The organism is Corynebacterium ulceribovis DSM 45146 (assembly GCF_000372445.1).
Taxonomy (GTDB): domain Bacteria; phylum Actinomycetota; class Actinomycetes; order Mycobacteriales; family Mycobacteriaceae; genus Corynebacterium; species Corynebacterium ulceribovis.
In genome coordinates this window covers 64,505-80,004 of record NZ_AQUY01000001.1, presented here as the reverse complement: position 1 = coordinate 80,004, position 15,500 = coordinate 64,505, and the positions used below count along the sequence as shown (strand labels likewise).

Sequence of the window (15,500 nt, the reverse complement as noted above, 5' to 3'; positions counted from 1 at the left end):
ATGTCCAAGACTTTCGTTGGCTCTCGGTTGCGCCAACTGCGCCGCGAACGTGACCTCAGTCAAGCGGCCCTCGCGGCGACCCTGGGCCTATCTGCCAGTTACGTCAATCAGATTGAACACGACGTACGCCCACTGACTGTCCCAGTCCTCCTCCGCATCACGGAAACCTTCGGCGTCGATGCCACCTTCTTCTCGCATGACGACGACTCCCGCTTGCTTGCCGAGGTGCAGGACGTTGTCATGGACAAAGAGATCTGTCCCGCCAGCGTCGATGTTGAAGAGATCTCCGACATGGTGCGCAACTATCCATCGCTTGCCCGCGCCATGGTCGACGTGCACCGCCGATACCGGCTTGTGACCGACAAACTGTCACTGGCGACTGAAGAGCGGAACCTTGAAGGAAAGCCCGGCAAAGTAACCGGCGCCCAAGCGTTGTCGATGCCCCATGAGGAAGTCCGGGACTTTTTCTACGAACGACAGAACTACATTGACCCGCTCGACACCGCTGGAGAAAAACTCGCGGACGAACTGGGACTTGAAGCTGACCGGATGATCGAGGCCGAGGATATCCTCGCGAACAGGCTGTCCACTGAGCACGGCATCCGCATCGAGTACGCGACCACTCTCGGCGACACCCAGCACTATTTCGACCCACGGAGCCGCGTGCTGCACATTGCAGCACAGTTGCACCCAGGGCAGCGTGCATTCCGAATGGCCACCGAGCTGGGCTACCTCGAGGTTGGTCAAGAACTCGAGCACCAAGTGAGTCAGGGCCACTTCACCTCGGAGGACTCGAAGAAGCTCGCCCTGCGGAATGTTGCTTCCTATTTCGGTGCGGCACTGATGCTGCCTTATGAGGCGTTTCACACCAACGCAGAAACGCAGCGTTACGACATTGAGCAGCTGTCCCACATGTACGGCGTGGGCTATGAAACGATCTGCCACCGGCTGTCCACGATGCAGCGGCCTCAGCTACGAGGGATTCCGTTCACCTTCGTTCGTGTCGACCGAGCCGGCAACATGTCGAAACGCCAGTCCGCGACGGGTTTCCACTTCACCAATTCTGGCGGCACATGCCCGTTGTGGAATGTCTATGAAACTTTCGCGGTCCCCGGACGGGTCATGCGGCAGTTGGCACAGATGCCGGACGGACGCGGTTACCTGTGGATTTCGCGGACGGTGGAACACCACAACGCCGGTTTCTCCAGCCCCCGGAAGACCTTCGCCATCGGCTTGGGTTGTGAAGCCCGGCACGCCGACCGCACGGTCTATTCCGAAGGCCTGGACCTGACGGATATGAATGCAGCAACACCGATTGGCCCGGGCTGTCGTGTCTGCACCCGCGATAACTGCCCACAGCGGGCGTTCCCACCAATCCAAGGCGCCATTGATATTGAGCCGCACCGCTCCACGGTGTCGCCGTACTAAAAAACCAGGCACCTGCCTTAGCGCGGGTGCCTGGTTGTGGAGCGGGGAGGGCTACAGGTTAATCATGTGGCCTTCGATGCCGTGAACGGCTTCCTTAATGGTCTCCGACAGGGTTGGGTGAATGTGGACGGTACGTCCGATTTCACCGGCGGTCAGGTCCCACTTCTTCGCCAGAACCAGCTCAGGTAGCAGCTCCGAGACGTTCGGGCCGACCATGTGTGCACCGATGATTTCGCCGTATTCAGCGTCCGCAACCACCTTCACAAATCCGTTGGCTTCGCCGAGGCCTTGCGCCTTACCATTCGCGGAGAATGGGAAGGTTGCCACCTTAATTTCACGGCCAGATTCTTCAGCGCGCTTGCGGGCCTGCGCTTCGGTGTAACCGAAGGAGGCAACTTGTGGGTTACAGAACGTAGCGCGTGGCATGTCCATGTAGTCGCCGAGTGCTTCAGTTTCAGCGCCTGCGATGGTTTCCGCAGCGACAATGCCCTGGGCTTCTGCCACGTGGGCCAGCTGCAGCTTCGCAGTGACGTCACCGATGGCGTAGATGCCATCAACGTTGGTGCGCATGAAGTCGTCGATGGCGATAGCACCGCGTTCGGTGAGTTCAACGCCGGTGTTCTCCAGGCCGTAGCCCTCAGTGCGTGGCGCAAAGCCAACAGACACCAGAACACGGTCGACGGTCAGAGTGTCGGACTTCTTGCCGTCCTTGGACTCAATGTCCACTTCGACGGAGTCGCCGTTGTCGCGCACAGCGGTCGTCGCGTGGGCGGTCAGCAGCTTCACGCCCAGCTTCTTGTAAACCTTGGCGATCTCCTTGGAAATGTCCTCATCTTCGTTAGGAAGGACGCGGTCCATGTACTCGACGATGGTGATATCGACGCCGTAGTTTGCCAAAACGTAAGCAAATTCCATGCCAATAGCGCCAGCGCCGACGATAACCATGGAGTCCGGCAAATCGGAGTCAAGGATTTGCTCTTCGAAGCTGACTACGTTGCCACCAATGGTGACATTCGGCAGGGAGCGAACCACGGAGCCGGTCGCAATAATGCAGTTATCGAAGGTGATGGTCTGCCCAGCATCCTTACCCTCGGTAATCTCCATGGTCTTTGCGTCCTTGAATACGCCCAGACCGTTGATTTCCTGAATCTTGTTCTTCTTCATCAGGTAGTGCACGCCACCGACGATCTTCGAGGAGACCTTGCGGGAACGGTCATGAGCGGCGCCGAAGTTCATCGACACATCACCTTCGATGCCAAACAGCTTGGCTTCGTGGTTGATGGTGTGCGCCAGCTCGGCGTTCTTCAGCAGCGACTTCGACGGGATACAGCCGACATTCAGGCATACACCGCCCCAGTATTGCTTTTCGACGACAGCGACCTTCAGGCCGAGCTGCGCAGCGCGGATAGCGGCGACGTACCCACCTGGGCCGGCACCAAGGACAACGAGATCATAATGATTAGCCACGCACTCTAGCTTACGTGTGCAGCTAGTCGATTGTCTCCCTCAATCCCCTGTTTAGTATCTAGGAACTAAAAGAACGGCGCCCCAAGCGAGGGGCACCGCTATCCAGAGCGAACTGGTCGCAGCCTAGTGCGCGGAGGCGCACCCAAATTAGAAGACGCGCAGCAGGGACTTCAGCTGAGAGATACCGGAAGACCCACCGTGAGACAGTGGACCGAACACGGTGTTGTTCAGCATGACAAGGAACTCTTCGATAGCGATAACTGGGTTCATAAGTTTCTCCAAGGTTGAAAGATTAGGGGCGGCCAACTTGAACTCACCGGCCAAATACCACTCACTGAGAGTACCTCACCACCGAAATTATGTCAGTCCTGCCACTATGGTTTCGATTTTAGGGTGATTCCGCTGGACGAATGAGTAGCTAAGCACCTATGGTAGCTAAAGAATTGGTATGACTTCGTGAGCACTGCGGCAAGACCTCAGGCTCCACTTAACCAGCCAACATAAATCTCGGTTACTGAATCGTTAGCAATCTGCAACGTTTATCGGACCACATTCGATAAGCATTACAGATTCGCAACCCGGCAATCAGTTCCCGCCGCCCCGTTGTCCACCCGCATAAGAAAGCTGACATGAAGAGCCTCGTCAAAAAGCCCTTGCCACGGTCGCAGCCGCTGCAGTCTTGTCCGTCCCAGCCGTCGTCACCCCTGGGGTTGCCGGCGCTATGTCTCTGAGCCAGTACAAGTCCACTGCTGCCAACGCACGCGAAGCAAAGCTCGTCAGTGAGGGCGACATCAACTTTGTTGGCAAGGACTCCAACGGCAAAGCTGCCACCACCGGCTGGCGCGACGACGCGTTCCCAGTGGAATTCAAGAAGGGAATGAAGTCCGGCCGCGTCGTAGAGCTGTGGTACCACTCCCCTTCGATGAACCGCGACATCCCACTGCTGTGGCTGCGTCCGGATCCAAAGAAGGTTGACCAGAGCAAGCCAATGCCAACCCTGTACTACTTGAACGGTGGCGACGGCGGCGAGGGCCGCGCGAACTGGGTGTACCAGACTGACATCCTCAACTTCTTCAGCAACAAGGCCGTCAACGTCGTCATCCCGATGGCAGGTCAGTTCAGCTACTACACCGACTGGGTGAACAACAACAACAGCCTCGGCGGCAAGCAGAAGTGGGAAACCTTCCTGACCAAGGAACTGCCAGGACCACTGGAAAAGAAGATCAACGGTAACGGCAAGCGCGGCATCGAAGGTATGTCCATGTCCGGCACCAGCTCCCTGACGTTGGCAGCGCACAACCCAGGCTTCTACAACGCAGTCGCTTCCTTCTCCGGCTGCGCAGACACCGCAACTCCACTGGGTATCGCTGCCGTCAAGGCAACCTTCACCTGGGGTGGCCGTGGCGGCCAGGACGAACTGATGTGGGGCAAGCCAGGCAACGCTATCTGGCGCTACAACTCCGCTCTGCACCAGTCGCACAAGCTGAAGAACACCCGCGTGTACGTCTCCAGCGCAACTGGTCTGATGGGCCAGCATGACACCATGAAGAACTTCGATAACCCGCTGGGCGCAGGCTGGGTCCGTGCAGTCGGCGGCGGCATTGAGGCTGCTACCAACGCTTGCACCCACGACCTGAAGGTCAAGATGGACCGCGAAGGCTCCAGCAACAAGACTCACTTCGAGTTCCGTAACTCCGGTGTCCACTCCTGGCCTTACTGGCAGGACGATATGAAGAAGTCCTGGCGCACCACCTTCGGTCCAGCTTTCGGCCTGAAGTAACCTGCACGCAGTTGCGCTACCTGCTGCGCAACCATTTGACCCCATGTCGCTACGCTGTAGTGGCATGGGGTCTTCTTCTTCGCCGCACGCACTATCCGCCACAGCCACCGCTGCCATCACGGGCGCACCACCTGCATGGCTCGATGACATCGACGGCGACGATGCCCTCGGTTGGGCTACCGACTGGTCGGAGCGCACCACCACCGAATTCGCGAACCCAGAGTTACAAGATCGGCTACGCACCGCCCTCGACACCGATGACCGGATCCCGTTTCCACGCCGTCGCGGCGACTGGCTCTACAACTTTTGGCGCGACGCCAACCACCCCCGCGGCCTATGGCGCCGCTGCCCGGCCGACACCTACCTTGATGGGTCCCCGCAGTGGCAGGTGCTTATTGACGTTGACCAGTTGGCGGAGCTCGACCAAGAGAACTGGGTATGGAAGGGCGCCCATGTCCGCTATCCGGCATACGACCGAGCACTCGTGCGGCTGTCACGGGGCGGCTCCGACGCCACCATCATCCGCGAATTTGATATCGACACTGCAAGCTTCATCCCGGAATCCGCAGGTGGTTTCACGGTTCCCGAAGCTAAATCTGACGTCAGCTGGCTTGACCGCGATACTCTCTTGGTCGGCACAAACCTCGGCCCCGATTCGCTGACGGCTTCCGGCTACCCGCGCCAGATTCGCCGATGGGAGCGCGGTGCAGCGCTGGCTGACGCCGACATCCTCTTCACCGGCGAAGCCACCGATGTTGCCGTGGGCGCCTGGCACGATGCCACCGAAGGTTTCGAGCGCACCTTCATCGAGCGCGCCCTCGACTTCTACCGCTCACAACGATTCCTCGTCACCGACGACGGACTGCACCACATTGATCTGCCGGAAGACTGCGAATTCAGCATCCACCGACACTGGCTGGTCATCATCCCGCGCACTGACTACCTCGGAATCGCACCTGGGACCGTCGCCCTCATCGACTTCGCGGAGTTCCTCTCCGGAGACCGAAACTTCACAACAATCTTCTCGCCAACTGCGACAACGTCCTTCCAATCATTGGCCTGGACCAAAGATTTCTTAATCCTGACGCTCCTCAATAACGTCGCCACGCAACTAGTCACCCTGCACGTCGACACCTGGGAACCGGAACCACTGCCACTCGTCGGCGCCCTCGCCGCGCCCGCGACCACGAGCGTCATCGGCACGAACCCCACCACCGACAACGAAGTCTGGCTGGTCGGTTCCAGCTACACGCAACCAGCCACGTTGCTGCGTGGCAGCATCGACGGCGACCCCATCACCACGATTCGAAAAAGCCCCGAGCTTTTTGACGTAACCGGCTTGTCGACCCGCCAGCACACAGCTATCTCACAAGATGGCACCGCAATTCCGTACTTCATCACTGGCGCCTTCGACAACGAAGACACGCCAGATCGCACACCAACTCCGAAACCAACACTGGTCTCTGCCTACGGCGGCTTCGAAGTCTCATTGGTTCCCGGGTACTCCGCTACCTGCGGCATCGGCTGGCTGTCGCAGGGCGGCAACTATGTGGTCGCGAATTTGCGTGGTGGCGGCGAGTTCGGCCCCGACTGGCACACCAGCGTCACCGGGGCCAACCGGACAAAAATCTACGAGGACCACCAGGCGGTGCTCGAAGATCTAGTCACTCGTGGGTATGCCACCTCCGACCAGCTCGGGATCCGCGGCGGCTCCAATGGCGGGCTGCTTACTGCCGTGGCCCTGACTTCCTACCCCGAAGCTTTTGGCGCTGCCGTCAGCCAGGTTCCACTCATCGACATGCTGCGCTATCACGAGCTGTCCGCGGGCGCGTCCTGGATGGCCGAATATGGCGATCCGGAGGATCCGCAGCTCCGAGCTGTGTTGGAAAGCTACTCGCCGCTCCATAACGTCAATAAGCATTCGGTGCGGCCGTACCCACCAACTTTGGTGACGACTTCGACCCGCGATGACCGAGTGCACCCGGCGCATGCGCGGACATTTGCGTGGGCGCTCGCTGCGGCACATCAGCCGGTTGATTACTTCGAAAACACGGAAGGCGGGCACGGCGGCGCAGCAGATAATGCGCAGATTGCGCAGGTAGAAGCGCTGATCTATACGTGGTTGTGGCGGCAGATCGGTGGGCGCGGCGAATAGTGTCGGTGCCGCGGGATAAGCTGACAAGACAATGATTACTTCCTCCACCCCTGCGTCCCCGTTCCGGAATCACTACACCGGTATCGAGTTCAACCTGGGCTTTCGGGTCACCAAGTATGACCTCGACCTGAACTACCGTGTCCTGCCGAACTACCTGCAGGCCGAGGCCACGCTGCACATTGAAACCAACCTGGCCATCAAAGTGCTCACCCTCGACTTTGCGCACCACCTGCGGGTGGGGAAAGTGACCTGCAGCGCCGCCGGCGCCAACCCAGTGCGCGTGCAGAAATATTCGCACTCCGCACGCAAACTCCGCGTATACTTCGACCGAGTGGTCCAGCCGGACGAACTGCTCACCTTGACCGTGAAGTACGCTGGGTCGCCGCGGCCAGTGAAATCCCCGTGGGGCGAACTCGGCTGGGAAGAAACCGAATCCGGCTCACTAGTTGCCAGCCAGCCTATCGGCGCTGCCTCCTGGTTCCCGTGTGACGACGACCCAGAAGTCAAGGCGCGCTATAACTTTGCCATCACTGCCGACAATCCTTACACCGTGGTGTGCAACGGCATTCTGCTCGGCAAACACGCCCATGGTTCCCGCACCACCTGGCACTACACCGCCGAACATCCCATGGCAACGTACCTGGCATCCGTGGTGACCGGCGAATTCGAGGTGTGGCAACTGCCCGGCGCGCGGGTACCGGTATACATCTACTACCCGGCGAAACTGCGGGCCGGAGTCAAAGCTGACTTCGCCCAGCAGGCCGAGATGCTTGCGACCTACGAGGCACTTTTCGGCGAGTACCCATTCAGCCAGTACACCGTTGTGGTGGTTGAAGATGAGCTGGAAATCCCACTGGAGGCACAGGGCCTTTCGATTTTCGGGGCGAACCATGCCCGTGGCGACGGCAAATGGGAACGGCTCATCGCCCACGAGCTGTCCCACCAGTGGTTCGGCAACTCCGTCGGCCTCGCATCATGGCAGGACATCTGGCTGAACGAAGGCTTCGCCTGCTACGCCGAATGGCTCTGGTCGGAACGCTCGGGTGGGCCGAGCGCCGACGAAAAGGCCTGGAAGCACTACAACCTGCTGGCCGAAAAACCGCAGGACCTCCTGCTTGCCGACCCAGGCGCCAACGACATGTTTGATGACCGCGTTTATAAGCGGGGCGCAATGATGGTGCACGCCTTGCGCATTTTGCTTGGTGACGAAGCCTTCATTCGTTTGCTCCACCAATGGACCAGCGAGAACCAGCATGGTGTGGTTGACACAGTCGATATGCGCTCGTTGGTCAACCGAGTCTGCCGTGACGAAGGCATCGCAGCTAGCCACGCTGACCTACTGTTCACCCAGTGGCTGGGTCGGACTGAGTTGCCCCCGTTTCCGACTAAACTAACCCCGTGCGATTCCTAACAGCCGCGACAATCATTGCCGGAATTTCCGGCTTTGTGGTGATCATTGTCGCTGCGTGGGCGCTAGGCGCTGACATTGAAACCACCACTGAGTTCAATGCCTATTGGGGATTGTTCTTCGCTGCCACCGGTGTCCTCGGCGGCATTATGCAGGAAACTACCCGTGCAGTGTCGACCGCGCGGGAACAGAACACTACGCCGAGTGGAAATCCGACAGCTCGGCCGCTCTTGGTGGCCCTAGGCATCGGCGTCATTACCGCTGTTCTTATTGCTGCGTCGGGGCCACTGTGGATTGGCCAGCTCATGCGCACCGAACACGTCACCGGCATTGCGCTTTTGGCAGTCGGACTGCTGTCGTATGCCATTCAGGCGGCAGTCGCCGGAGTTCTATCTGGCTGCCAGCTGTGGCGCCAATACGCAACGATGATTGCGCTGGATTCTGGTGTCCGCATGGTTATCGCACTTGTTGCGTGGCAGGCGGGCTGGGGGCTACTCGCATTCCTTGTTATCACTGTTATTGGTGCTGCTTCGTGGCTGGTCATTGCCGCGACGTCACCGGAGGCACGGGTTGCGCTGCGCAGTCTCACCGATGTGCCTCCACGTACGTTCTTCACCCGAGTCGGCACCGCCATGGTCGCCTCTGGGGCCAATGCTGTACTCATCACCGGGTTTCCTACACTGGTGCGACTAACGAACCCGGATACCACCGGCCAAGCTGTCACTGCTGCGGCTGTCATTTACGCAGTCACGCTGACCCGAGCACCGCTGCTGGTGCCTTTGCAGCAGTTCCAGTCAGCGATGATTGTGCACTTCGTCAAGCACCGCGATACCCCACTGCGTGCGCTGATTCGCCCGCTAGGTTTCGTGTGGGCAGTAGGGCTGGTGGGCGCAGCTGGGGCGTGGCTAGTGGGCCCTTGGTTAATGGAGTTCTTGCTGCGGCAATCAGCGTTTGCTGTCCCCGGTTCTGTGTTGGCGATGCTCACAATTGGCGCGACCTGCACGGCATCGCTGATGGTCGCTGGTAGCGCCACCATTGCCTATGAGCGGCACAACCTCTATCTAGTCGGTTGGCTGGTGGCCACAGGGGCAGCAATTGGCTTGTTGCTGTTGCCATTGCCGCTGGCTACTTCCGCATCACTAGCCCTGATTGTCGGCCCACTTTTGGGTCTAGCTTTGCAAGGTGTCGGCATGCTGCGTACCTCTACCGGCGGCTAAAGTGCCAAGTGTGACTACTGCTACCTCACTAACCGCCCTAGTTACGGTCTATCACCGCATCGACCCGACGCACTTGCAGGCCGCTCTCGAATCCCTATGGGCGCAGACCCACATGGCTGACGAAGTAGTCATTGTCGAAGACGGCCCGTTGCCGGATGCCCTCACTGAAGTGCTTGATGACGCCTCCAAGCAGCATCCCGAGATGCGGCGGATCCGTTTAGCAGTAAACTCCGGCGCTGGCCCTGCTGCGGCCGCCGGAATGCGCACCATCAGCTCCACGCTGACTGCTCGACTCGACGCTGACGACATCGCTGTGCCTGAGCGTTTTGAGAAGCAGCTAGAAATATTTGAAGCGGCCGATGCCGCAGGGAAGCCTCTTGATGTGCTCGGGACTGCAGTTGCCGAATTCGACGACGCGGAAGTTGTCGGCGGGAAAACTCCGGAAGAAGCTATCGTTGCGGTTCGGTCCTTGCCAGAACGCCATGAAGCAATCAAAAAGTACATGCGGATCAACTCTCCGATAAATAACCCCTCCTCGATGCTTCGAACCGAGTCGGTACTGTCTGCTGGAAACTATCGCAATGTGCCGATGATGGAGGATTACGAACTATGGGCGCGGATGCTGGCGTGCGGATACCGTTTCGAAAATCTGCCGGAACCGTTGACCATGTTTCGCACCTCAGAAGCTGTATTTGATCGGCGCACAGGACGCGATTTATGGCGGTCAGAATTGCAGATGCAGCGGTATTTGTTGCGCTACCAAATCGTCAATAAGCCCCGGGCAGCGTTTAACTTTGTGGCGCGGATGGGGTACCGAATCCTGCCGCGGGGGGCAGTGAAAAGCCTATACCGGCGGCTGTTCCATAAGAATTCCACGAACTGAACTAGAGTAAAGCCATTATGAGCACCCCTGCCAACTCGAACTATTCAGACACCTGGCTGATTGTTCCGTGCTACAACGAGGGGCAAGTCATTCGGGAAGTCCTTTCGGATGCCTTGCAAACCTTCCCGAATATTGTCGCCGTCAACGATGGTTCTGCGGATAATTCCGCCGCCGAAATCCATGCTGCCGGTGCGCATTTGGTGAATCACCCAGTCAACCTTGGCCAAGGCGCGGCCATTCAAACCGGTGTTGAATACGCGCGGATGCAGCCAGGCGCACAGTACTTTGTGACGTTTGATGCCGATGGCCAACACCAAGTCAAAGACGTCAAGCGGATGATCGAGCGGCTACGCACCGAACCGATTGACATTGTGGTGGGTACTCGTTTTGGCCGGCCACGCAGCGCTGACGACCAGGTGCCCCTGATTAAGCGCATCGTGTTGAAAACCGTGGTGTTTTTGTCGCCACGCACCCGCCGCTTGGGGCTGACGGATGCACATAATGGCTTGCGTGCGTTCAACCAGAAGGTCGCGCAGGAGCTGAACCTGCGGATGAACGGTATGAGCCATGCTTCCGAATTTGTGCACACCATGGACCAAAAGAAATGGCGGACTGCGGAAGAGCCAGTCGATATTCTGTACACCGAATACTCGATGTCGAAGGGACAGTCGCTGATTAATGGCATCAACATTCTGTCCGACGAGTTTGTGGCGCGGAGGTTGCCGTAAATGATTCTCATTCAACTGCTGCTCATCGCCGCGGCTGCGCTCCTCGTGGTTTATTTTCTGTCCAGCCGACGCCGCGCTCGCACGAAAGCGTGGGTGAAAATCGGTTTTGTGATGTTCATCTTCGTCGTGATTTGGGCAGTGCTGCGGCCGGATGACCTCACGGTGGTGGCGAACTGGGTCGGCGTTGCACGTGGCACTGACTTGCTGCTCTATGTGCTGGTCGTGGCATTTATGTTCACGACGCTGTCCACTTATATTCGTTTCCGTGAGCAGGAACTGCGCTATGCCCGCCTCGCGCGTGCGGTAGCGCTGCAAAACGCAGTCGAGCCGGAAACGCAGCCGAAAGCTTAGTTGCGGAAATACGCCACGGTCCGGCGAATGCCTTCAGCGATGTCCACTTGTGGCTCCCAATCAAGCACCTCGCGGGCGCGGGTTGCGTCGAGCGCTGAGCGTGGCACATCACCTAGTCGGGCGGGCGCATAGTCAGGATTGTCTGCGGCGTCTGCTGCGGCGGCTACCAGGCTGTGCAGTTGGCGGTCCGTGGTTTCCACACCCGTGCCGATGTTGAACCGCAAACCATTGCAGTCGTAAGTTGCGGCGCGGTAAAACGCATCCACAACGTCGCCAACGTACACATAGTCACGGGTGTTATCGCCCGCACCAAAGACCTTAGTTGGCGCCCCAGACAACAGATTCTGGCTGAAAATGGCCACGACACCGGCTTCCCCGTGTGGGTCCTGCCGCGGCCCGTACACGTTTGCCGGAGCGATAATTGCCGACTCCAGGCCGTACAGGTGGTAGAAGCAGTTCAAGTACAGTTCCCCGGCGGCTTTTGCAGCGGCATAGGGGCTCATCGGATTCACTGGCGTAGTTTCGGCGACCGGTAGCTCACTTGGGGCGCCGTAGATGGAACCGCCCGACGAAGTGAAAACTACACGCTTTACTGCTTTTTGACGTGCGGCCTCCAGCAGCCGAACTGTGCCGAGAATATTCAGCTCCGCATCGCGTACTGGATCTTCAACAGATTTACGCACGTCAATTTGGGCAGCCAAATGGAAGATCACCTCTGGCTGGTGTTCTTCGAAGACAGCGAGCCAGTCAATGTCGAGGATGTCGGCCTGGATGAACGAGAACTTGTCTGGGTACGCAGCGGCCGCAGCATCCAGGTTCGTAAGCTTGCCGTGCGACAGGTCGTCAATAACTGTCACGGCATGACCTTCCGCTAACAGTCGGTCGGTCAAGTTTGAACCGATAAAGCCAGCACCACCAGTGACAAGAGTTCGCATAACCTCTAACACTAGTTGGCGGGCTGGCTATCGCGAAGAAGCTAGGCCGGAATGTTTCGCTTCGAGAAAATGAGGACGATAACCAGCGAGACTGCGGCCATCACCGCGCCGAAAGCAAACATGCGGGTGTAGGTGAAGAAATCATTGAGCTCGTGGAGCTTTTCCAGGATGGCGGGGAAGGCGAAGCCGATGTAAGCAATGATGTAGAAAATGCCAGTCAGGCCAGCCAAGTCGCTTGGGCCGGCAATCCGCTGCACTTCATTCAAGCCGTTGAACAGTGTCAAACCGTAACCGATGCCCAGCAGCACAACCACGACGAGGGACAAGCCGAAGGTGAGGTGCTCGTTGATGTAGGTGGTTGCGCTCATGGCAATAATCACCGCGATCATCGCGACGATGAGGCCACGCGCGCTCCCGCGGTCCACCAGATACGGAGCGAACTGCTGCGTGATAAAGCCAACGCCGAGGGCAACGATAGACATCAGACCGGCGTTAGCCAGTGGGTAGTCCGTCAAATGTGTGGTCAATGTCGGCATGATGGCGTAGGCCACACCGCCACACCCGAAGACCCAAGGCGCGGTAGTGGCGACCACCGTCAAAAAGCGCGGGTGCAGTACCGAAGGGGTACGGACGTCATGCCAAAAGGAGCCTTTAGTGCGCAGGTGTGCGCTTTGGCGGGTTTCCGGAACAGCAAAGAGCAGACCAACTGTGGTCAAAATAATAAGAATGTGGATGAGGTACGGCAGCTGGCCAGGCAACGGCAGCCACTGTGCCATCGCAGCGGCGCCACCTCCACCAAGAGCGAACCCCAGAGTCGACGCCATAGCTTGACGTTTCGCGCCGGACGTATCCTTCGCTGAAGGATCAAAAGGCGCCTGCGACAGTTCCTTCACCCACGAACCACCAACTGACATAGCGATACCAACTGCAAGCCCGGAAATGAACCGACCTAACGCCAGCAGTGGTCCGAAAGTCTGCCCCGAAGCCAACAGAATCGATCCCAGAACAATGAACACTGGGGCGAATAGCATGACGGGTTTACGGCCATACCGGTCGGATAGCGGGCCGGCAATCAGCAATGACGGCACCATGCCCAAGGCGTAGATGAACATCAGTGAGTTAATGAACACTGAGTCGAGAACATTGTCCTGGTGGTAAAACACCAACATGGGCGAAAACTGGTTTCCGCCCCATGAGATACCAAATACAGAGATGGCAACCCACAGCCATGACAGTTTCTGATTAGACCGCCCGCGCAGGGCCTCAGCGTTACTTCCGGTTCGCGACATACACACATCGTAACGGCAACCCACCGGAAGCTTTACATCTTCGTCACTTTCGCTCTGTACGCAAAAATCCAAGCAGGCTGCATGTTCGGTGTGCTTGAAGCACACGTGACTGCAGGCCTACTTGGATTATGGAATCAGTTTTTGCTGGGAAAGCTTAGAGCCGCGCCTTCACAATGTTTGCGATGCCTTGGTTTCCGCGGCTCGTCGGGTGAACTGGCATCCGGTCATTCTCGCCCGGAATATCCACGATGCCATGCACCCACTGGCGGTTCGGGTGGGCGCAGGTGCCGGTGTCTGGTCGCACCGTATTGACGTATTCATAGCCCAAGTGGGTGCCGCGGGAGGCAATCCGGTTGACGTTGTGCATCATTTCGCCGATGCCAGATGGAACACCGACATCCAAGCTCTCTTTATTCCCCAGCGCAATCGACGAGGTGCAGAGCAGACGGTCTGGACGGGTCACTTCTGGGTAGCCAACCACCATGATTCGAGCATTAGGTGCGACCCGCTTGATGCGGCGGATTGCTGAGCCCATGCGGTCATTCCAGCGCTGCTGGGTGGCAAATGCACCGCCGCCGGTAATGCCGAAGTCGCGGCCATTGAGTCGTGCTGGGTTCCAGCCTTCTGCCGCACCGACAGTGATTGTCACCAGACGAGTATTTGGGCCGATGATGCCGCGGCGTTTAGCTTGCTCAGCAAGGTGTGCCACACCTGGGCCCGCATGTCCGGAAACCGTCACGCCGTTGCAGGCGATGTTGGCGTAATTGCCACCGAATCGCTGGCGACCAATGCGGTCCACGTATGTGTCGGTGCCTTGGCCACAACCACCGTTAAAAAAGCCCGCGAACTGCTGCGGCACAGTTGGGTTTGCGGCGAAAGAGTCCCCCATACCGACGTAAGCACGGCCGCCTGCGGCGGATGCAGTTGGTGTGTTGACGATGCCAGAGAAGAACATCATCAGGGCCGCCAGAGCGGCTACGGCCCCAGCTGTTGTCTTCTTAACTGCGAGCACGACGTCAACCTCCACGTTGCTGAGCTAAAAGCGTGACTTGATTTTTGGATAAGAGCGTCAAAGGAAAACGCTAGCTTTTTGTAGGCTAGCTATCAGACCGGGATCTTTCTAGTCGGAAGTTTCCTACTAAAACATTTCGCTTAGAAAAGCAGTTCACACTATACCCACACCTGTGACTAATGAGTCAACAGTGACATAATTAGCTAAAGCTCAGCAGAGCATGCGGAGTCAATAACCGCACCGAAAGCCTGAGCGTAAAACTCATCCACCCGCTCCGACGGCGGCTGCTTCGTCGCCGCAGATACCAAGGCCTGCAGCGCCCGAACTACCACGTCGATTTCACTAACACCCAAGGCTTCCAACTCAATACGAAGCAAACGCTCAATCTCTTGATGCCCTCGGGCAATTTGCGCGCGCGACTCGTCGGAAAGCTCCATCTGCCCCAAGGTCGACAGCCATGCATGATCAGCGGCGCGCCCCTGGTTGACACTTTCTCGCGCCCATGCGATCGCGCGCTCACGATTGCCATCGCACTCCCCCATTGCGCGGGCAACTGATGCAGTCCACTCCGGAAACCCCCGAGTGGCCAAAATGGCAATAAGCTCATCTGCACCAGAAACATATCGATACACAGCAGTGCGGCCAATGCCCACTTGCCGCGCGACCGCCCCCAAAGTCAGCTCGCTACCGGTGCGCAGAATCTCTTCTGCAGCATCCAAGATGGCAGCCCATCGCATTTCACGATTCTGGGCGATGGTGCCACCAACAATGCGCGGCATTATGAACCTCCTACGCCCATAATTAAAAGAAATTGATGAGGCTGATCATAACCCGACCAGCACAGTTT

General features: G+C 58.2%; 14 protein-coding genes. 8 read left to right on the top strand and 6 right to left on the bottom strand.

Going from position 1 to position 15,500, the window contains the following annotated elements; genetic code table 11:
* Window positions 1-1,428, top strand: coding sequence for an acetate metabolism transcriptional regulator RamB (ramB, locus tag A3EC_RS0100405; RefSeq protein ID WP_018023176.1), 1,428 nt, complete (start codon window positions 1-3; stop codon window positions 1,426-1,428).
* A gap of 51 nt (window positions 1,429-1,479) precedes the next feature.
* Here the strand turns inward: ramB and lpdA are convergent, their stop codons facing one another.
* Window positions 1,480-2,895, bottom strand: coding sequence for a dihydrolipoyl dehydrogenase (gene lpdA / locus A3EC_RS0100400; RefSeq protein WP_018023175.1), 1,416 nt, complete (start codon window positions 2,893-2,895; stop codon window positions 1,480-1,482).
* 147 nt (window positions 2,896-3,042) lie between these two features.
* Window positions 3,043-3,177 carry a hypothetical protein gene (locus A3EC_RS13225; protein WP_281163670.1) on the bottom strand — a complete coding sequence of 45 codons (135 nt, stop codon included), beginning with the start codon at window positions 3,175-3,177 and terminating at the stop codon, window positions 3,043-3,045.
* Window positions 3,178-3,574: 397 nt separating this feature from the next.
* On the opposite strand from A3EC_RS13225, the gene A3EC_RS10770 reads away from it, so the two are divergent.
* The 7 genes from A3EC_RS10770 (at window position 3,575) to A3EC_RS0100360 (ending at window position 11,417) form a co-directional block, all read left to right on the top strand.
* Complete coding sequence (locus A3EC_RS10770; RefSeq protein ID WP_156812785.1) at window positions 3,575-4,675, top strand: alpha/beta hydrolase; 1,101 nt, start codon at window positions 3,575-3,577, stop codon at window positions 4,673-4,675.
* A 64-nt stretch (window positions 4,676-4,739) separates the two neighbouring features.
* On the top strand, window positions 4,740-6,830 hold the full coding sequence (locus tag A3EC_RS0100385; RefSeq protein WP_018023172.1) for a prolyl oligopeptidase family serine peptidase: 2,091 nt from the start codon (window positions 4,740-4,742) through the stop codon (window positions 6,828-6,830).
* A gap of 31 nt (window positions 6,831-6,861) precedes the next feature.
* Window positions 6,862-8,241, top strand: a complete 1,380-nt coding sequence (locus A3EC_RS0100380; RefSeq protein WP_018023171.1) for a M1 family metallopeptidase — start codon at window positions 6,862-6,864, stop codon at window positions 8,239-8,241.
* Entirely contained in the window at window positions 8,229-9,455 is a 1,227-nt protein-coding gene (locus A3EC_RS0100375) for a hypothetical protein (RefSeq protein ID WP_040427860.1), read from the top strand. The genes A3EC_RS0100380 and A3EC_RS0100375 overlap by 13 nt, the downstream gene beginning before the upstream one ends.
* 10 nt (window positions 9,456-9,465) lie before the next feature.
* Window positions 9,466-10,338, top strand: coding sequence for a glycosyltransferase (locus tag A3EC_RS0100370; RefSeq protein ID WP_026162028.1), 873 nt, complete (start codon window positions 9,466-9,468; stop codon window positions 10,336-10,338).
* A 17-nt stretch (window positions 10,339-10,355) separates the two neighbouring features.
* Window positions 10,356-11,066, top strand: coding sequence for a glycosyltransferase family 2 protein (locus tag A3EC_RS0100365; protein ID WP_018023168.1), 711 nt, complete (start codon window positions 10,356-10,358; stop codon window positions 11,064-11,066).
* The gene (locus A3EC_RS0100360; RefSeq protein ID WP_018023167.1) at window positions 11,067-11,417 is read left to right on the top strand and encodes a DUF2304 domain-containing protein; all 351 of its coding nucleotides are present in this window, start codon (window positions 11,067-11,069) and stop codon (window positions 11,415-11,417) included.
* Here A3EC_RS0100360 and A3EC_RS0100355 read toward each other — a convergent pair.
* The 4 genes from A3EC_RS0100355 to A3EC_RS0100340 form a co-directional block, all read right to left on the bottom strand.
* Window positions 11,414-12,352, bottom strand: coding sequence for a GDP-mannose 4,6-dehydratase (locus A3EC_RS0100355; RefSeq protein ID WP_018023166.1), 939 nt, complete (start codon window positions 12,350-12,352; stop codon window positions 11,414-11,416). The genes A3EC_RS0100360 and A3EC_RS0100355 overlap by 4 nt on opposite strands.
* 41 nt (window positions 12,353-12,393) lie before the next feature.
* Window positions 12,394-13,641, bottom strand: coding sequence for an MFS transporter (locus A3EC_RS0100350; RefSeq protein ID WP_051060960.1), 1,248 nt, complete (start codon window positions 13,639-13,641; stop codon window positions 12,394-12,396).
* Between the two features lie 154 nt (window positions 13,642-13,795).
* Window positions 13,796-14,668, bottom strand: a complete 873-nt coding sequence (locus A3EC_RS0100345; RefSeq protein ID WP_156812783.1) for an SGNH/GDSL hydrolase family protein — start codon at window positions 14,666-14,668, stop codon at window positions 13,796-13,798.
* Between the two features lie 188 nt (window positions 14,669-14,856).
* Entirely contained in the window at window positions 14,857-15,432 is a 576-nt protein-coding gene (locus A3EC_RS0100340) for a TetR/AcrR family transcriptional regulator (RefSeq protein WP_018023163.1), read from the bottom strand.
* Window positions 15,433-15,500 lie beyond the last annotated feature (68 nt).